Origin of the sequence: Rhizobium pantanalense, from assembly GCF_030182525.1 — a bacterium.
Lineage (GTDB): Bacteria > Pseudomonadota > Alphaproteobacteria > Rhizobiales > Rhizobiaceae > Rhizobium.
Genome location: NZ_JAQJCH010000005.1, coordinates 278,901 through 296,155 on the forward strand (window position 1 = coordinate 278,901; position 17,255 = coordinate 296,155).

The window sequence follows — 17,255 nt, forward strand, 5'->3', positions numbered from 1 at the left end:
TGTCATACCTCCCTTTTCGCCCTTTCGAGCGTGCCGCCGGACGTCTTGACGACATCATCCTCCGGGCGAACCTGCAGATCGTAGAGCGCCTTGTACCGCCCACCTGCGGCAAGGAGCTGCTCATGCGTGCCGCGCTCGACGATCGCGCCATCCTCGATGAAAAGGATCTGGTCGGCATGCATCAGCGAACTCAGCCTGTGCGCGACGATCAGTGTTACTCGGTCCCGGGCGAAACGCTTCATGGCGCTGCGGATGCGCTGCTCCGTTGCTGCGTCGATCGCGGCGGTGGAATCGTCGAATACCATCACGGCGGGCTTCAGCATCAATGTCCGGGCGATCGTCAGGCGCTGACGCTGCCCGCCGGACAGCGACACGCCGCGCTCGCCGACGATTGTCGTATAGCCGGCTGGCAGGCCGAGGATGTAATTGTGCAGCTGCGCCGACTCTGCGGCGCGCTCTATGCGGGTTTCCTTCGCCCAGGGATCGCCATAGGCGATGTTGTTCTCGATGCTGGTCGTGAACAGGAAGGAATCCTGCTGCACGACGGCAACGTTCTGCCGCAGCGATTGCAGCGTCGCCTTGCGGATATCCTGGCCGTCAAGCGTGATCCGCCCGGCCGTGACGTCGTAAAAGCGTGGAATGAGATGGGCAATGGTGGACTTGCCGCTGCCGGGCGGGCCGACAATGCCGACCGTCTCGCCGCGCTTTGCCTCGAAACAGATATTCTTCAGCACCGGCCGCATTTCCGAACCAGGATAGCTGAAGTCGACATTCTCGAAACGCAGTGTGCCTTCGGTCACGACGAGCGGCTTGGCGTCCGGCGCATCCTTGATGGGAATATCGAGATCGAGGAGTTCAAACAGGCGCGAACCGCAGGTCGAGGCACGTGCGAAAGCATTCACCATCAGGCCGAGCTGGCGCACCGGCATCTGCAGAATGGTCATGAAGGTCAGGAAGGAGGCCAGCGTGCCAACGCTGATCTCCCCATTAATGACCTTCAGGCCGCCAAGCCAGAGCACCAGACCCATGGACACGAAGAAGGAGAGGTTCATGGCGCTGGTATTGACGACACGGATGCCGACACGCTTGTGGGCGAGAGAAAGCGCATTGTGCGAGGCCCGGTCAAACTTCATGAGTTCGTGCGCCTGCCCGGCGAAGGCGCGCACCACGCGGATGCCACCGAGATTTTCCTCCATCACGCGCGTCAGCACCGAGAGGCGCTCCTGCAGATCTAGCCATGTCGAACGCAGTCGCAATTGCGTGACGGAAGAGCGCCACGCCACGAAAGGCACAAAGCTCAGAGCCAGCAGACCGAGCGCGACATCGGTCGATAGCAGCATATAGGCGCCGACGCCGATCAGCATGGTCAATAGTACCATGCGCACCAGCGCGGTCGAGAAGTACATGCGCACGCCTTCAAGATCGAGCAGGCCGACCGTGATGAGATCGCCGGAATGGGCCTTGTCGTGGAAGCTGAAGGAGAGCTGCTGGATCTTCTCATAGCAGGCGAGCCGAAGCTCATAGCCCATATGATGGCCGACGGCTTCGCTATAGTAGTTCTGCACCATCGTGAACAAGCCGCGCAGAACGCTGATGACGAGCAGCAGCAGAGCGGTTGTCATCAAGGCATTTTCGGCAATCTGGCCGGCTGCACCGCCGGCGACCGCCGTCTGTGTCTGGTCGACTGCACGGCCCAACAGGCGCGGGATCGTCAGCTGCAACGTTGCAGCCACAAAAGTTGCCCCAATGGCGAAGCTTGTCTGCCAGGGATGGCGCAGCGTCATATGGGTAATCCGGACGATCGTCGACAGGCCTTGACCCCAACCGACCGCATTGACATGCGCACGCGAAGCCAGTGGCTTCGCGGCGCTTCTTGATGAATCGCTGCTCACGCTTTTATCCAGGCATAATTAAACGAGGCGGGCCCGAGACGGGTTCGTATCTCAAGGAAAATATTGATAGGATGAATTTTGCCGATTCCGTGGCGGCGTTCAAGAGTCAATCGGTCACAAGTCCAACGCGAGCGTTAGATTGCGTGTTTAAAAAATAATCGATGACATGTCGGGATCGAAACCGACGGGACGTCCTCTGGGCACCGTGCCAGAAAAGGAGGACATCATGCGCAAAGTTATAGCGGCAACATTCATCAGTCTCGATGGCGTCATGCAAGCACCCGGCGGTCCGGACGAGGATCCGACCGGCGGTTTTGAGTATGGTGGCTGGGTATTCCCTCACGCCGACGAGGAAACTGGCAAGGCGCTCTTCGAACTGTTCGAAAAGCCGTTCGATCTGCTGCTCGGACGCAAGACCTACGATATCTTCGCGGCCTTTTGGCCCTTTGTCGGCGACGACGATCCAATCGGCCAGCGCTTCAACAGCGTTGTCAAATACGTCGCAACGCGTGGCGATGCCGAGCTGAAATGGAACAAAAGCCAGTCGCTCGGTAAGGATGTCGTGGCGGCGATCAAAGAGCTGAAAACAGGCGAGGGACCGGACCTTCTCATTCAGGGCAGTGGCGACCTTATCCAGACCCTGTTGCGTCACGGGCTGATCGACGAGTTCAAGCTGGTGATCTTTCCGGTCGTGCTGGGCAGTGGCAAGAAGCTATTCGCGGGCGGGGCGGTTCCCGCCGCAATGAAACTGCTGCGTACTCAGTCGTCCTCTAGCGGCGTCATTTTTGCAACCTATCAGCCGGATGGCCCGGTGAAGACCGGCTCCTTCGTCGGGCCGAATCCGTCCGAAGAGGAGATTGAGCGCCGCAAGCGGCTCCAATAACCGATCTGGCCGCGGTTAGGTCTTCGACGAGCGTCTAGCCGCGGTCATTCCATGTGTTCCATTGCCCGGATTTCACGCAGCGATTTCATGATCTCCCGAAGGCCCTTGGTGAGATGCTTGTCCCGGCGCAGGACTATCCCGAGCTGCCGAACCAGTCTCGGTCTGAGCGGTGACGTCACCAGAAGATCGGACTTGTCGCGTCTCAGCGCCATGTCCGGGAGGATGGACCATCCGAGACCCGCGGCGACCAGTTCCTTGATAGCCTCGACGCTACCGAACTCCATGGCCGGTTCTGGACGGACGCCTCCTGCCCCGAACCATTCGTTTGTCGCGCGGCGTGTGTTGCCGCCTTCATAGAGCAACAGCGTCTTGTCTTTCATGAATTCCACATCAGGCCCACTATCCGGCATTACGCTTCCTTTGGGGGCGACGGCCAAAAGCTCATCCTCATGGAACGGTTCGACTTCAAGCGAACGGCCGGCGGCGGGCAGGGCCACTACTGCGAGATCCAGTGCATTGGCTTCGAGATCCCGCAGAATCTCGTCGATATTGCCAATGCGCACGATGATCTCGAGATCAGGCATGCGTTTCTTTGCGATGGCGATGGCTTGCGGCAAAAGATGGATCGAGGCCGTGCCGCCGCTGCCGATCCGAACACGGCCGACCGATCCCTCGCGAAAAGGTGTCATCGCATCCTCCGCCAAAGAACAGGATTCGATGATGCGCCGCGCATGCGGCAGCAGATCAAGTCCGGCCGGCGAGGGCTGTGCCCTTCGTCCGACGCGCTCGATCAGTTTCACGCCGAGGCGCTGCTCCAGCAGCTTCACCTGCAGGCTGACGGCAGGCTGCGTCAGACCGACCTTATCGGCAGCAGCCGTAAAGCTGCCGAGATCGACGACGCTAACAAAGGCGGCCAGCTGATCCAGATTGAGCAACAGAAGAATTCCTTATTGATTGTATAAATACCATAAGCTTCATTCATTGCTTAAGCCAGTGCATCCTAAGGCCATGTTGATATGAGCCCCAAGGAGCAGGAAAATGACCATCGATATCGATAGGCCGATGCCTGTAGCGACAGGCGGAGGCCGTGGTCCGCGACGGCGTGGAATTTTGCGAAGGGCGCTGGCGAAGTTTCTGGCCTATCTCGAAAAGCGTGAAACGAGGTGGGACCTGCGCGACCTTACTGACGATCAGCTTCGCGATATCGGCATGACGCGCGCCGAAGCGCGTGCCGAAGGCAACAAGTCCTGGTTTTGGGGATAAGGCATGTCGCTCAAAAGCGCGCGAGCCGTCGGGCCGAACGCCTTAAATAGCGGTGTTCCTGATGCGATCGCCAGTAGCATTTGAGCGAGGGGGTGACGTTGCGGCCCTGTCCCCGATAGCAGAAATCGCTTTCGCACATTGCGTCGCGATGATTTGCGGTGTTTCGCACCTTCACCGCTGCAATCAGGCCGGCATAATCCTTGTCCGCGGCGCCGAAATCGTAGCTCATTCCCGCGTCATCAACCGCTTGTGATCCGGCCCCGCCAATATTGAAAAGAGCAGGGGGGTATTGCCGCATAGCCCTTTTTTCATGGCGCCGTTCTTTTTTCCGCCATAGATTTGCCCGATCCATCGCCTTCGAAAAGCGGCGAATATTCACCGCCCGCCGCCCCGCCACAGATCTCGATCACAGGAAACGCAGACAAGCTATGCTCAAGAAGATCCCCATGCTGCTCGCCGCGGCAATCTCGATCGCGTCGTTCCTTGGCGCAGCTTCGTTGGCGCAGGCCGGGCAGGCTAGCTATGTGGTGGATGCTCGTAGCGGCCAGGCGCTGGAGGCATCGAACGAGAACGAACTGAATTTTCCGGCATCGCTCACCAAGATGATGACGCTCTATCTCGCTTTTGAAGCGCTGCATGGCGGTCATCTGAAATGGGATCAGAAATTGACCATGTCGGAGAACGCCGAAAGCAAGGAGCCCTTCAAATTCGCCATCGGCGCGGGCCGCAAGGTCACTGTGCGCGAAGCTGTCGAGGGCATCATCGTGCTGTCCGCCAACGATGCAGCGGTTGCGATCGGCGAGCAGCTTGGCGGTTCCGAGGATAACTTCGGCAAGATGATGACTGCAAAGGCGCATCAGCTCGGCATGAGCAATACGGTGTTCAAGAATCCTTCGGGCCTGCCGGACCCGGAGCAGGTCACAACGGCCCGTGACATGGCAACTCTCGGCGTTGCGCTGATGCGTGACTTCCCGGAAGAGTTCAAGCTCTTCTCGATGCGCGGCATCAAGTTCCGCGGCATGAAGCTGCGCGGCCACAACAATCTCATGTATCGCTACGCCGGAGCCGACGGCATCAAGACCGGCTATACGGATGCCTCCGGCTACAATCTCGTGACCTCGGCGACGAAGAACGGCCGCCGTGTTGTCGGCGTGGTCATGGGTGAGAAGACCGCTGAAATTCGCGATAACAAGATGGCAAGCCTTCTGGATACGTATCTGTCCCCGGTGGCCACAACAGCCACGGTATCGACCGGAGCTCCCAAGCAAAGCTCTGCCAACTGAGTTCGACCTGATTTCAGAATCCAGCCAGCCATTCATCTTCGGGCGGCCGTCAAGAGGGTGGCTCCGCTGAGAAGCCGATCCTGCCACATCGTGCCTATCGTGGAGGCAGGGATCGGGTTTCTTCATGCAAACGTGCCATGAAGAGCCCGACTGCCGCTCGCTGAGAGAGCTCTCTCATGGCGAATAATCAAGTAGTGATTGCCGAACTGGCGGGCTGCCCTATGTCTACAGCGGAAGTTGCTCGTTCGCTGCGCTTATCATGTGCTGGTAGGAAACAGCGCCGAACTGCGAATTCGCGTAGGCGGAGATATCTGGTTTCAGTTTGTTATTCTCCGAAAATGAAGGATCCATCATGGGCCGCGACCGGTCTGATGCTCCTTGCAATATAGATTTCGCAAACATTTCAACGCATTAGGTCAAGTTGGGAGGGCCGGGATGACGTATGATGCACGTTTGGCGCGTGAGCGCGACTTTCATAATGAACGCTTCGGTGCAGTGGAGGAGCGCAAGGAGGACTCGTTCTATTTCGCGGTAAAGCCCGCCGTGGATGCCTATTGGCGGCTGGTGAGGGCTGCTTGTCTCGAACGGGATGTGCTCGAATACGGATGCTCAAACGGTATGAGCAGCATTGGTCTTGCACACTCCGCCAAGCGGATTACCGGTATCGACATTTCGGACGTCGCCATTCAGCAGGCCACGAATACGGCGGCTCTCCGTGGGATCGAGAACGTAACGTTCCAGGTCGATAATGCGGAGGATATGAATTTGCCGTCAGCGAGCTTTGACGTCGTTTTCGGCAGCGGCATCCTGCATCACCTCGTTCTGGATAAATCGCTGAGCGAGATCCGGCGCGTGCTGCGACCCGGTGGCAAAGCCTTCTTCTTCGAGCCGCTCGGCCACAATCCAGTGATCAATCTCTATCGCAACCGGACGCCAGAAGCCCGTACCGTCGATGAGCATCCGCTTCTGAAGTCAGATTTCGAGATCGTGCGCAAATATTTCTCCAAGTGCGATCTGGAATTCTTCGGGCTCGCTGCGCTCGCGTCCATTCCGTTTCGCAGGAGCCCGTTCGGCGCCGCGCTTCGGGGCACCGGCAAGCAGATCGATAATCTGCTGCTGAAAATCCCGGGTGTCAGATGGCAAGCCTGGATCGTCGTCATGGCTTTGGAGGCATGATGGGCCTGCCGGACGATTGAAGTTCGGTCTGCCACCTTGGTTTGATCAACGGCGAGAAGCTACCCAAATGCGTTGTACCGACGTTGAGGGATAAGCGCGTTGTTATCCGGATCGATCTGGGAGTAGGTGCATCTCATTGCGTTTTCCTTGCGAGTGATAACCCATTGGCATCATTCGCAAGTCGCACTTCATCCTTGAACCCACCCTATCTATAAAAAAACATCAGATAAGATAGATTATGGAACTATAGCGGACATAAGTGAAGCGATGAGGCAGACGCTTTTGGCTTTTATTCCACATGGTTGGCCAGATTTTGGAGGGTCGATTTCAGTCCCTCGTCATGATCTTCTTTGCTGATGCCGCGAGGCACGTTCTGGCAAATTACGGTGACCCTTGTGCCGGTCGGAACCCCTTCCAAGGACCAAGTTATGGTCATCGTTCCGCCGAATACGGCGTCATCGGATTCGAAATCCACCGCCTGAACGATGCATTCATCCGTCACGATCTCGATGAACCGACCGGAGACAATGTCGGTATGCTCGGAGGATTTTCCAGGCGTCGAATGATCCAGTGCGTCATAGGACAGCGCCATTCGATAACTGCCGCCTTTATGCGGTTCGAAGACGTGGATGCGGCATGTCATGCCTTTCGGCGGAAGCCACGAGGCCAATGCCTCGGGATCGAGGAATGCTTTGAAGATCGCGTGCGGCGTCGAGCGAATTATCCGGGAAGCCGTATCGGTCCTTTTGCCGTCTGAAGCCTCGCTCATCGCATCCTTCCTGTAGCACCGCGAGGATCCCATGCAATCTCTGCCGGCGCCGGCTGCATTCGCTGTTGTTAGCTCGCCTTGATGCGGATCACCTTGGCCGCAATCTTTTCGGCCAGCGTCGTTGGATTGCAGGAGAAAATGCTGTCCGGCCGTCCGGCTGCGCACCAGACCTCATCGTAAGTCAACAGGCTTTCGTCGATGAAAACAGGCAGATCGACCAGATGGCCGATGGGCGCGACGCCGCCGATGGCGAAACCGGTCTCGTCGCGGACGCGATCGATATCGGCCCGCTTCAGCCGAACGCCATAAGTTGTGGCAATATAAGCCGTATCGGCATTATGGGCGCCCGAAACCAGAAGCAGCGTCAGCGCCTGCGTATCGGCATTGACGAAGACCAGAGATTTCACGATCTGACCGACGGCGCATCCTACGGCCTTGGCAGCCTCTTCTGCCGTCCGCGTCGATTGCTCCATGCGCTTGATCGAGATGTCGAGCCCCAGCGTACGCGCCGCAAGTTCGACGCGCTCCAGGCTGGAAAGCTTCTTGATATCTTCGCTCATAGATCGTCGTCCTCCACGTCGAGTTCGATCTGCATCTGATCATAGGCCGGCTCGACATGATCGGGCGTTTCAGCCAGTACGGTTTCATAATCGAGCGGCGTATGCATGTGGGTCAAGATGGCATGTTTCGGCGCCAGGCGTTCGATCCATTGGAGTGACTGCTCCAACGACAGATGACTTGGATGCGGCCGATACTGCAGAGCGTCGATGATCAGAATGTCGAGGTTTTGAACCTTTTCTATCGATTCCGGAGGGAAATCACTGATATCGCTGCAATAAGCTAGTTTGCCGACACGGAAACCGAGCGAATGGATATCGCCGTGGATCTGTTTGTGCGGCCAGAAGCGGATGGGACCGCCTGCCCCGTCTATCACGAAACTTTTCTCGAGATTTTCGATCAATACCGGCCGCACGATCGGCGGATAGCTGCTGCCGACAGGCGTTTCCAGGCAGTAGCGGAAGCCTTCGCGAATGCGATCCATGGTCGGCGGATCGGCGTAGATCGGGATGCGCTCATTCGAGATATGGAAGTAGCCGCGCAGATCGTCGATGCCGTGAATATGGTCGGCATGAGCGTGGGTGTAGAGCACGGCGTCGATGAAACTGACGCCCGCGTGGATCATCTGCTCGCGGAAATCCGGACCGGTATCGATGACGACGGTGGTAATGCCACCGTCCGGCGCGATCTGCTCTATCAGGAAGGCCGCACGCGTCCGTCGATTTTTTGCGTTTTTCGGATCGCAGGCGCCCCAGTCGCCGGTGATGCGGGGAACGCCCGGCGACGATGAACAGCCCAAAATGGTGAAGCGCCGCCGGTATGTCACGACGTCAGACCCTCGTCATCTTGGAGAAGCAGCGGAAAGCGTTTTCCGTAGTGAGGTCGGCGATCTCGTCCATGCTGACGCCGATCGCATCGGCCAGCACCTCGGCCGTGTTGACGACATAGGACGGCTCGTTGCGTTTTCCCCGCCAGCGCTTCGGCGCGAGATAAGGCGCGTCGGTCTCGACCAGCAGCCGGTCGTGCGGGATCGTTTTGGCAATCTCACGCAGCTCTTCCGATTTCGGGAAGGTGAGGATGCCGGAGAAGGAGATATAGCCGCCAAGCTCCACGCCGGTCTGGGCAAGGGCAGGGCCGGCGGAGAAGCAGTGGAGGATAAAGGGGAAAGCCCCCTTCCCTGTTTCCTCCGTTAGAATCGCGGCCATGTCCTCATCGGCGCTGCGGCTGTGAATGACGAGCGGCAGCTGCGTTTCGCGCGCGGCAGCGATATGGCGCAGGAAACCGGTCTTCTGGTCTTCCGGCTTGACCGTATCGTAGAAGTAGTCGAGACCAGCCTCGCCGATCGCCACGATCTTCTCGTGCTGGTTTGCCAGCTTGACGAGATCTTCGGTCTGGATGTCCAGCTCCTGGTCGGCGCTGTTCGGATGGGTGCCGACGGAACAGAAAACCGACGGATAACGCTCGGTGAGCGCAAGCAATCCGTCGAGTTTCCGAACCTTTGTCGAAATGGTGACCATCTGCTTGACGCCGACTTCGTGAGCGCGGGCGACGATCGCGTCGCGCTCCTCTTCGAAGTCGGCAAAATCCAGATGGCAATGCGTATCGATCAGCATGGAAAACCTTATTCGGCAGTCGGCGCGACGTAGCGCGGGAAGACCGGCTTCGGGGCTTCCAGCGGCGTTCCGGTAACGAGGCGACCCGCCTCGCCGAGCGCCGCGAAATCACGCTTGTCGGATGGGATGGCAATAAGATCCAAGAGCTTGCCCGAGGATTCCGGCATGAAGGGCTGAAGCAGAATGCTGATCTGGCGCACGACGTCGGCCGTGACGTAGAGCACGGTCGCCATGCGGGCCGGATCGGTCTTCTTCAGTGCCCAGGGCTCTTGGCTCGCGAAATAGCGGTCCGTCTCGGAAACGACAGCGATGATGGACGCAAGGGCGCGATGAATGAGCTGCTTGCTCATGTCTTCGCGCGTCGAAGCGTGCAAGGCGTCGGCCTGTGCGAGCAGAGCCTTGTCTTCATCCGTCAGCGGCCCGCATTCCGGAATCTGGCCGTCGCAGTTCTTGACGATCATCGACAGAGAACGGCTGGCAAGGTTGCCGATGCCGTTGGCGAGATCGGAATTGATGCGCGTACCGATCGCTTCTTCGCTGTAGCTGCCGTCCTGGCCGAAGGAAACTTCGCGCAGGAAGAAGTAACGCACCTGGTCGAGGCCGAAATGGTTCACCAGGTTGACCGGATCGACGACGTTGCCGAGCGACTTCGACATCTTCTCGCCCTTGTTAAGCAGGAAGCCGTGGGCATAAACGCGCTTCGGCAGTGGCAGCTTCGCCGACATCAGGAAAGCCGGCCAATAGACGGCGTGGAAACGGATGATGTCCTTGCCGATGACATGCAGGTCGGCAGGCCAGTATTTCGCCCGCGGATTGTTTCGATCCTCGATGTAGCCGGTCGCCGTGATGTAGTTCGTCAGCGCGTCGACCCAGACATACATGACGTGCGAGGGGTCGTTTGGCACCTTGATGCCCCAGTCGAAGGTCGTACGCGAAATCGACAGATCCTTCAGGCCGGATTTGACGAAGGAAATGACCTCATTGCGGCGCTCGGCCGGACCGATGAAATCGGGGTTTTCCTCGTAGTGCTTCAGCAGCCGGTCCTGGTATTCAGAGAGCTTGAAGAAGTAGCTTGCCTCCTCCACCCACTCGACCGGCGTGCCCTGAGGCCCGTAGCGCACGCCGTCGGCGCGCAGCTCTGTTTCGCTTTCCTGGTAATAGGCTTCGTCGCGCACCGAATACCAGCCGGCATAGGAATCCTTGTAGATATCGCCGGCATCGGCCATCAGGTTCCAGATGTTCTGCGAGGTCTCGTGGTGGCGCTGCTGCGTCGTGCGGATGAAATCGTCATTCGACGCATTCAGCAGCTTACCCATCGCCTGGAATTCATCGGAATTGCGGTTGGCGAGCTGCTGCGGGTCCATGCCTTCGGCCCGTGCGGTCTGCTGCATCTTCTGGCCATGCTCGTCCGTACCTGTCAGAAAGAAGACATCGCGGCCATCGAGGCGCTGGTAGCGTGCCATCGCATCGGTGGCGATCAGCTCATAGGCATGGCCGATATGCGGCTTGCCGTTGGGATAGGCGATCGCGGTGGTGATGTAGAACGGAGTTTTTTCGGTCATGTGAGGCAGTGGCCCGCTTTTACTGTTACGTCGCTGTTATTCTTGCTCCGCTCGCTTTAGCGCATGTTTGCCATGAGCGAAACACCAAGTTTCGCGCGCGCAGCATTCGGAACTTCAGGATGGCGCTTTGCTTGACTCGACTCCACCTCGCCTTTACCCACTTCCAAAGAGTGGAACGCAGGACAGACGTGGCCGTGGATTTCATCGTTTTATGTATTGGTCTGCCCAACGGCTTCAAGAGGCCGTGAATTTGAGTTTGATCAATTCCTTTCAGCCGCTTTATTCCTTTTCCGGTTTTTTCGTCGGCATGTTGGTGGGCATTACAGGGGTCGGTGGTGGTTCACTGATGACCCCCCTGCTCGTGCTTCTCTTCGGCGTCCATCCGGCAACGGCCGTTGGTACGGATCTGCTCTATGCCGCAATCACCAAGACGGCAGGAACGGCCGTGCACGGCATGCACGGACGGGTCAATTGGAGAGTTGTCAGTCTTCTCGCTTCCGGCAGCGTTCCGGCCGCACTCGCCATGCTCTGGATCATGGCCGGCGTCAATCGCGAGAGCCCCGCCGTTGCTCATGCCATCACCCTGTCATTGGGCTGTCTTCTACTTTTGACGGCGCTGATGTTGATTTTCCGAGGCCAGATCCTCGAGGCCATCCGCAAGTGGCGCGGCGAGCGCGGCACGATATCGCCGCGCAACATTGCTCTGTTGACGGTCATCCTCGGCCTGATGCTCGGCATTCTTGTTACGATGACTTCAGTAGGTGCAGGTGCACTCGGCGTCACCGTCCTGCTGGTGCTCTATCCACAGACGGATGTCCGCGAAATCGTCGGCTCCGACATCGTCCATGCTGTGCCGCTGACCCTGATCGGCGGCATGGGCTATTGGTTCATCGGCGAGATCAACTGGACGATGCTGTTCGCCCTGCTGGTGGGGTCAATTCCGGGTATCGTTACCGGCAGCCTGCTCGCGCCTCGCCTGCACGAGCGCTCCGTGCGCATCATCCTTGCCGTGACGCTGGCCATCGTTGCTTGGAAGCTGATTTTTCCCTGATGCGATTCAGGGGAAGCACCGTGCCGGCTCTCCGTCAGGTATTCTGATCTGTCTATGCCGAAAGCTGCTGCTTGAGCTCGCCGAGAATGGTGATGAGCGTCTGCTTGCGGTCAAGATTGTACGCCTGGGACACGTTCAATCGCTCAGTGGTCTCCGAATGCAGCCGGGCCAGCCTCTCGGCCGTGGCAATGGCGCCGCCAAGAGCGGCAGCGCGAGCCCGGTCGATGATGTCGTCGCCGATATGCGACAGGAAGAAGCCAAAGATCGTGTCGCTATCCTTGCCGGAAAGTGCGTCGGCGAGGCGGTGCATCGCCTTGCGAGCAGCAGGCCCATCAGCCGAAAGCACCTGCCGATAGGCCTCGATGATCTCGCCGCCGCCGTAGTTCAGGAGCTTGAGCGCCTCGCTGACGCTTCCCTTGGCAGCGGAGAGCAATTCACTTCCCTGCCCGGCCGGCACGCCAAGATTTTCGAGCGCCATGCGCAAGGCATCATTGCCGAGCGGCGCAAGTTTCAAAGGCAGGCAACGTGATCGGATCGTTGGCAGAAGCCGGCCCGGCGCATGCGACAATACGAGGAACAAAGCGCGCTTCGGCGGTTCCTCGAGGATTTTCAGGATGGCATTGGCCGCACTGCGGTTGAGATCGTCGGCGGGATCGATGATGACGATGCGCCAGTTGCCGGTGCCCGAGGTCTGCGAAAAGAATTTTCCGGCGCGACGCACTTCGTCGACGGTGACCGCGGATTTCACCTTGCCGGTCTTGTCGTCGACCGGCCGGCTCAAATGCAGCAGATTATGCGATGCTCCGCCGGAAATCTGCCGGCTGACGACCGATGCCGGATCGGGATCGCCGATCCTCTCCGGCGCGGATGCCGGATCGGGATGGGAGAGGACGTGATTGGCGAAACGAAAGGCGAGCGTCGCCTTGCCGATGCCCTCAGGCCCCTCGATCAGCATGGCGTGGTGGCCTTTGCCGGAGCGATAGGATTGTGCAAGGAAGGCCTCCGCCTGCTCATGGCCAAAGAGTTTCACATTATCCTGCGGAGGAATGGCGCCGTCGAGGACGTCCGGACGTTCATCGCTCATTGCGCCGCTTCCGATCCTGCGGCGATATTGGCTGCACCGAGCCGCTTGTCGACAATTTCGGCGATTTCAGCGGCGATCTCATCTTCCGACTTCTGAGCATCGATGACGTGACAACGCTCGGGCTCGCGGGCGGCGATATCGAGGAACGCTTCGCGACGCTTCTCGTGGGTCTGCATCTCTTCCTTCTCGAAGCGATCGGGTGCGGTTACGGCGGAGGCGCGCTTGCGTGCGCGCTCCAGACCGACTTCGGCGGGAATGTCGAGAATCAGGGTGCAATGCGGAATGACGCCATTGACGGCAACCCTCTGTAGAGCCTCGATATAGTCAGGCTCGAGATTGCCCGTTACGCCCTGATAGACGCGCGAGGAATCCATGAACCGATCGCAAAGGACGATGGTGCCGCGCGAAAGTGCCGGACGAATGACGTTCTCGACATGATCGTTGCGGGCAGCAGCGAAGAGGATCGCCTCCATGCGCGTGCCAAACATTTCCGCGGCACCTGAAAGCAGGACATGCCGCACCGCTTCCGCTCCGGGCGAGCCTCCGGGTTCGCGCGTTACCAGAACCTCATGGCCACGTTCGCGCAACCGTTCAGCCAGGCGGTGAATCTGGGTGGACTTGCCGGCCCCCTCGCCGCCTTCGAAGCTTACGAATAATCCGTTTGCATCAGCCAATGATCATGTCCTGCACTTTTCGCGTGCCATTCGTGCGGCGTGCGATACGCATCCTGTTTAACCCAAGACATGTCCAGGTGGAACCGTGCATGTCCCGGTCTCCGCCACTCTATATGGGGTGTGAACACAGATTTCGCGAGCCTTGCGGCCCACTCAGGTCGGCAAAGGCCTGTCCCACAGCCAGGAGAACAGCAGTGATTCCGTCAGTTCCATGAGGGCATCGAAGGCGCGGCGACCCAATGTGCCCTGTCCGACCGATTCTTTCGTATAGAGTGGCAGCTCCCGCACCAAACGCGCGCCCAGGAACACGCGAAGGGTGCCTGCTTCGTAACCCGCGGCCACTGGCGCCGTCAGAGGCCAGCGATAGACGATACGCGCCGAAAGCCGATCCGGTGTCTCGGTCGGTACATAGACGTCGACGGGTATTTTCGCCTGCAGGCCGACGGTGGAGGCAGCGCCGCCATAGACGCTGGCGTTGCCGATCACTTCGCCATCGGCGAAGATGCGTTGGCTCTTGAAATTGCTGAGCCCCCATTCCAGGACGCGTCGCGTCTCCTCAATGCGTTCCTTGTCGCTCTTCAGCCCGCCGAGTGCCAGGAACAGCCTGCGTCCATCGCGCTGAATGGAGGCGACGATCGAAAAGCCCTCACCCTCGGCAAAACCCAGCCCCAGGCCATCTACGCCGATATTGAGAAGAAGCATCGGGTTCTTGTTGCGCTGATAGATCTTGTTCCAGGTGAAGTCGGCCTGCCCGAAATACTTGTAGAGATCCGGATGCTTCTCCTGCAGGTCCTGCGCCAGCATGACCATCTCCCGCGCGGAGACCTTGCCGCCGCCATTGGGGTCGCTGGCATCCGGCAGGCCGGTGGAATTGGTGAAGGTGGACCGGGGCATGCCGATCTCTCTTGCGCGCGCCGTCATGCGACGGGCGAATTCGCGTTCGCTGACAGACATGCCTTCCGCCAGAACGATGCAGGCGTCGTTTGCCTGCTGTACGGCTATGCCCTGGATCAGATCGCCGACACGGATGCGCGATTTCAGGGCTGCGAACATCGTCGATGCACGCGAGGGAGCGCCGCCGGTCCGCCAGGCATTTTCCGAGACGGGATATTCGGTGTCGAGATTGATCTCTCCTCGCCCGATCGCATCGAAAACGACATCCAGCGTCATCAGCTTCGCAAGCGACGCAGGCGAAATCAGCTGATCCTCGTTTTTGGCAAGCAGGATCGTACCGGTCGACGCCTCGATCATGAATGCCTGCGCGGCTTTCGTGTCGAAAGCGCCTGGCGCGGCCGGCTGCGCGAAGGCCGTGACATTCGCGAACCCGAGGAGAAAAAGGAACAAAAGAATCAAGCGCTTTGGCATATCGTCCCCTTCATCCGACCACCGGCACGATTATTTTAGTGACGGGTTAAGATTCAGGCAATGACGCCGATCAATCGACCTGCGTCGTAGCCTGATGCTGGCGGCGATAGGACGAGAGAATCGATTCCTGCGTGAGGCCGTCGTTGCGAACCATGACGGCATCGAAAGCGAGATCGACATAAACTGTTTTGACCGGCGCATTCTGATAGGCGGCGACAGCCGAACCCATCGATTGATCGTCGAGGCTTGCCAGCCGGGGCGTGAAATCCGGTCGCTCACGGGGAATCGGCCCGATTTGCGGCAGAACGATCATGACCGGCTCGGCGCCCTCGGCGGCAGGCATTGCGCCTCCGTTCCAGGTCATCGGCGGCGGATTGTTGCGCTTGTCGCCACTATAGGCAGGCTTCGGCGCATCGGCGAAGGCCGTTGCCGAATAGGGCGACTGGCGTGGGACGGGCACCATCGCCGGCGCGGCATCAAAGCTGCGCACCTGGCGGCTGGGGCGCGTCGGTGTTGGGGTATACGAATCCGGCAGCTGATCGGCAGTCATCCGGCCGGCAGAGGCCACCATCACGCCAGTTGCGATCTGGCCACCCGGGTTGATGCCGGGCAGACGCGACCCCTTCGGGATGTAGGAAGCCATCAGATAGGGTTCGTCATGACCGTCCATGCGGGCGCGGCCGACATATTGCACGCGCACATTGCCCGTGCCGCTATGCTGAAGGTCGAGCAGCTGTGCCGTCTTGTTCGAAAGGTCGATGATGCGGCCGGGATGGTATGGGCCGCGATCGTTGACGCGAACGATGATGGAGGAGCCGGTCTCGACGTTGGTGACGCGGGCATAGCTCGGCAGCGGGAAAGTCGGATGGGCGGCGGTCAGCGACTGCTGGTCGTAAACTTCGCCGTTGGCGGTCAGGCGGCCGTGAAATGCCGAGCCGTACCAGGAAGCGATGCCGACCTTGTTATAGCCGAAATCTTCCTTGGGATAGTACCACTTGCCCTTTACCTGATAGGGATTGCCGACCATGAAGCGGCCGCCGCCCTTCGGCACGGGGCCATTGTTGACGACGCGAGGGCTCGCCTTCACGCCATATTCCTTCTCGGAGAAATATTCCTTGCCGTGCTGGCGCGTGGACGCAACCTTCTGAGACGTTCCGCAGGCCGTGATGGTTGCGCACATCAGTGAGAGAGCAAACCAACGCATACCCGTTGCGTATGTCACCGCACGATTTTCTGATGTCATCTGTCCCAAGCCGCTACTCATTACTTTGACGGAGGTCCGCTACCGGTAGGTCCCTCATTCCGGTATCCTGCTACGCTCCAATCACCTAACGGTGCTTTAATCATGATTGCAGTTTGTCCATTTTGCGATGCAAATTGAGCGCACCGAAGAATTTCCGAAGATCATGGTTAATGTTGAGTAAAGTTCGACTGGCCGGAAATAGCGCAATGATCGGATGCGCGCTCGACTGACGAGAGCTTGCCGGATAGTCTTCAGTCGATCCGGATCGAAACACGATCGGGCCAATTTTTACCGGGATCACAGCGGTTTGCGCGATTTTGACACAGCTCTTTCAGGCGCGTGTATCAAGACGCATCAGTATCTCGTCATAGTATGTATCGCCGACCTTCAACGCCTCGGTATCGATGGCCCAAGTCCTGAAACCGAAGGATTCATAGAGGCGAATGCCTGCGACGTTGGAGGATGTGACGCTGAGCCTTATCGAGCGGCAATTGACTCTCGCCTCTTCCAGTGCTGCCGCCATGAGCGAGTGCGAGAGGCCGGTGCCCCGCGCCTGTTGGCGCACATACACGCCCCATATCGAGGCTATGTGCCGCATCTTCGCACCTTTCGATCGAGCCACGCCGGCGACGCCGATAAGCATTCCGTCATTGGCAAAGCCGCCGATCACCACATTGCCTTCGATCCTGTCCCCAACCTGGGTCAATGTATGGTTCAATTCCTCCTCGTAGGACGCGCCAAACGCTTCCGGATGAAGAGCAAGTCCTTCTAGCCGGATGTCCGTGAAAATCGAGGCATCGTCGCGCTGCAGGCGGCGTATGCTGAATTGTTGCATGTCT

The 17,255-nt window shown here is 58.9% G+C and carries 18 protein-coding genes; 5 read left to right on the forward strand and 13 right to left on the reverse strand.

What is annotated here, in order from left to right:
• Positions 1 to 2: 2 nt before the first annotated feature.
• A complete protein-coding gene (locus tag PH558_RS15455; RefSeq protein WP_285205243.1) occupies positions 3 to 1,892 on the reverse strand; it encodes an ABC transporter ATP-binding protein in 1,890 nt (629 codons plus the stop codon).
• A 226-nt stretch (positions 1,893 to 2,118) separates the two neighbouring features.
• Here PH558_RS15455 and PH558_RS15460 point away from each other — a divergent pair, with 226 nt between their 5' ends.
• Complete coding sequence (locus PH558_RS15460) at positions 2,119 to 2,775, forward strand: dihydrofolate reductase family protein (RefSeq protein WP_285205244.1); 657 nt, start codon at positions 2,119 to 2,121, stop codon at positions 2,773 to 2,775.
• 44 nt (positions 2,776 to 2,819) lie between these two features.
• On the opposite strand, the gene PH558_RS15465 is transcribed toward PH558_RS15460, so the two are convergent.
• Positions 2,820 to 3,710 carry a LysR family transcriptional regulator gene (locus PH558_RS15465; protein ID WP_483314159.1) on the reverse strand — a complete coding sequence of 297 codons (891 nt, stop codon included), beginning with the start codon at positions 3,708 to 3,710 and terminating at the stop codon, positions 2,820 to 2,822.
• 103 nt (positions 3,711 to 3,813) lie between these two features.
• On the opposite strand from PH558_RS15465, the gene PH558_RS15470 reads away from it, so the two are divergent.
• Positions 3,814 to 4,038, forward strand: coding sequence for a DUF1127 domain-containing protein (locus PH558_RS15470; protein WP_285205246.1), 225 nt, complete (start codon positions 3,814 to 3,816; stop codon positions 4,036 to 4,038).
• Between the two features lie 10 nt (positions 4,039 to 4,048).
• Here PH558_RS15470 and PH558_RS15475 read toward each other — a convergent pair whose 3' ends face one another.
• Positions 4,049 to 4,417 carry a hypothetical protein gene (locus PH558_RS15475; protein ID WP_285205247.1) on the reverse strand — a complete coding sequence of 123 codons (369 nt, stop codon included), beginning with the start codon at positions 4,415 to 4,417 and terminating at the stop codon, positions 4,049 to 4,051.
• 49 nt (positions 4,418 to 4,466) lie between these two features.
• Here PH558_RS15475 and PH558_RS15480 point away from each other — a divergent pair, with 49 nt between their 5' ends.
• Positions 4,467 to 5,321, forward strand: a complete 855-nt coding sequence (locus PH558_RS15480) for a D-alanyl-D-alanine carboxypeptidase family protein (protein WP_483314160.1) — start codon at positions 4,467 to 4,469, stop codon at positions 5,319 to 5,321.
• Between the two features lie 435 nt (positions 5,322 to 5,756).
• The gene (locus PH558_RS15485; protein ID WP_285205250.1) at positions 5,757 to 6,497 is read left to right on the forward strand and encodes a class I SAM-dependent methyltransferase; all 741 of its coding nucleotides are present in this window, start codon (positions 5,757 to 5,759) and stop codon (positions 6,495 to 6,497) included.
• Positions 6,498 to 6,786: 289 nt separating this feature from the next.
• Here the strand turns inward: PH558_RS15485 and PH558_RS15490 are convergent, their stop codons facing one another.
• The 5 genes from PH558_RS15490 to metG form a co-directional block, all read right to left on the reverse strand.
• A complete protein-coding gene (locus PH558_RS15490) occupies positions 6,787 to 7,266 on the reverse strand; it encodes an SRPBCC family protein (protein ID WP_285205252.1) in 480 nt (159 codons plus the stop codon).
• A 68-nt stretch (positions 7,267 to 7,334) separates the two neighbouring features.
• A complete protein-coding gene (locus PH558_RS15495) occupies positions 7,335 to 7,826 on the reverse strand; it encodes a YbaK/EbsC family protein (RefSeq protein WP_285205254.1) in 492 nt (163 codons plus the stop codon).
• On the reverse strand, positions 7,823 to 8,650 hold the full coding sequence (locus PH558_RS15500; RefSeq protein ID WP_285205256.1) for an MBL fold metallo-hydrolase: 828 nt from the start codon (positions 8,648 to 8,650) through the stop codon (positions 7,823 to 7,825). The genes PH558_RS15495 and PH558_RS15500 overlap by 4 nt, the downstream gene beginning before the upstream one ends.
• A gap of 4 nt (positions 8,651 to 8,654) precedes the next feature.
• Complete coding sequence (locus PH558_RS15505) at positions 8,655 to 9,437, reverse strand: TatD family hydrolase (RefSeq protein ID WP_285205257.1); 783 nt, start codon at positions 9,435 to 9,437, stop codon at positions 8,655 to 8,657.
• Between the two features lie 8 nt (positions 9,438 to 9,445).
• Positions 9,446 to 10,999, reverse strand: coding sequence for a methionine--tRNA ligase (gene metG / locus PH558_RS15510; RefSeq protein ID WP_113409158.1), 1,554 nt, complete (start codon positions 10,997 to 10,999; stop codon positions 9,446 to 9,448).
• A 211-nt stretch (positions 11,000 to 11,210) separates the two neighbouring features.
• Between metG and PH558_RS15515 the strand changes: the two genes are divergently transcribed.
• Positions 11,211 to 12,050 carry a sulfite exporter TauE/SafE family protein gene (locus PH558_RS15515; RefSeq protein WP_285205258.1) on the forward strand — a complete coding sequence of 280 codons (840 nt, stop codon included), beginning with the start codon at positions 11,211 to 11,213 and terminating at the stop codon, positions 12,048 to 12,050.
• Positions 12,051 to 12,102: 52 nt separating this feature from the next.
• On the opposite strand, the gene PH558_RS15520 is transcribed toward PH558_RS15515, so the two are convergent.
• The 5 genes from PH558_RS15520 to PH558_RS15540 form a co-directional block, all read right to left on the reverse strand.
• The gene (locus PH558_RS15520; RefSeq protein ID WP_285205259.1) at positions 12,103 to 13,134 is read right to left on the reverse strand and encodes a DNA polymerase III subunit delta'; all 1,032 of its coding nucleotides are present in this window, start codon (positions 13,132 to 13,134) and stop codon (positions 12,103 to 12,105) included.
• Positions 13,131 to 13,808 carry a dTMP kinase gene (gene tmk / locus PH558_RS15525; RefSeq protein ID WP_285205260.1) on the reverse strand — a complete coding sequence of 226 codons (678 nt, stop codon included), beginning with the start codon at positions 13,806 to 13,808 and terminating at the stop codon, positions 13,131 to 13,133. The genes PH558_RS15520 and tmk overlap by 4 nt, the downstream gene beginning before the upstream one ends.
• Positions 13,809 to 13,961: 153 nt before the next feature.
• On the reverse strand, positions 13,962 to 15,173 hold the full coding sequence (locus PH558_RS15530; protein ID WP_285205261.1) for a D-alanyl-D-alanine carboxypeptidase family protein: 1,212 nt from the start codon (positions 15,171 to 15,173) through the stop codon (positions 13,962 to 13,964).
• A 70-nt stretch (positions 15,174 to 15,243) separates the two neighbouring features.
• On the reverse strand, positions 15,244 to 16,416 hold the full coding sequence (locus PH558_RS15535; protein WP_483314161.1) for a septal ring lytic transglycosylase RlpA family protein: 1,173 nt from the start codon (positions 16,414 to 16,416) through the stop codon (positions 15,244 to 15,246).
• A 331-nt stretch (positions 16,417 to 16,747) separates the two neighbouring features.
• The gene (locus PH558_RS15540; RefSeq protein WP_113409153.1) at positions 16,748 to 17,251 is read right to left on the reverse strand and encodes a GNAT family N-acetyltransferase; all 504 of its coding nucleotides are present in this window, start codon (positions 17,249 to 17,251) and stop codon (positions 16,748 to 16,750) included.
• Between the last annotated feature and the right edge of the window lie 4 nt (positions 17,252 to 17,255).

Bases quoted from the DNA above. Each gene is read 5' to 3' on its own strand.
- PH558_RS15460 (WP_285205244.1), top strand. From the start codon at position 2,119: ATGCGCAAAGTTATAGCGGCAACATTCATCAGTCTCGATGGCGTCATG.
- PH558_RS15470 (WP_285205246.1), top strand. From the start codon at position 3,814: ATGACCATCGATATCGATAGGCCGATGCCTGTAGCGACAGGCGGAGGC.
- PH558_RS15480 (WP_483314160.1), top strand. From the start codon at position 4,467: ATGCTCAAGAAGATCCCCATGCTGCTCGCCGCGGCAATCTCGATCGCG.
- PH558_RS15485 (WP_285205250.1), top strand. From the start codon at position 5,757: ATGACGTATGATGCACGTTTGGCGCGTGAGCGCGACTTTCATAATGAA.
- PH558_RS15490 (WP_285205252.1), bottom strand. From the start codon at position 7,266: ATGAGCGAGGCTTCAGACGGCAAAAGGACCGATACGGCTTCCCGGATA.
- PH558_RS15495 (WP_285205254.1), bottom strand. From the start codon at position 7,826: ATGAGCGAAGATATCAAGAAGCTTTCCAGCCTGGAGCGCGTCGAACTT.
- PH558_RS15505 (WP_285205257.1), bottom strand. From the start codon at position 9,437: ATGCTGATCGATACGCATTGCCATCTGGATTTTGCCGACTTCGAAGAG.
- metG (WP_113409158.1), bottom strand. From the start codon at position 10,999: ATGACCGAAAAAACTCCGTTCTACATCACCACCGCGATCGCCTATCCC.
- PH558_RS15515 (WP_285205258.1), top strand. From the start codon at position 11,211: ATGTATTGGTCTGCCCAACGGCTTCAAGAGGCCGTGAATTTGAGTTTG.
- PH558_RS15520 (WP_285205259.1), bottom strand. From the start codon at position 13,134: ATGAGCGATGAACGTCCGGACGTCCTCGACGGCGCCATTCCTCCGCAG.
- PH558_RS15530 (WP_285205261.1), bottom strand. From the start codon at position 15,173: ATGCCAAAGCGCTTGATTCTTTTGTTCCTTTTTCTCCTCGGGTTCGCG.
- PH558_RS15535 (WP_483314161.1), bottom strand. From the start codon at position 16,416: ATGACATCAGAAAATCGTGCGGTGACATACGCAACGGGTATGCGTTGG.
- PH558_RS15540 (WP_113409153.1), bottom strand. From the start codon at position 17,251: ATGCAACAATTCAGCATACGCCGCCTGCAGCGCGACGATGCCTCGATT.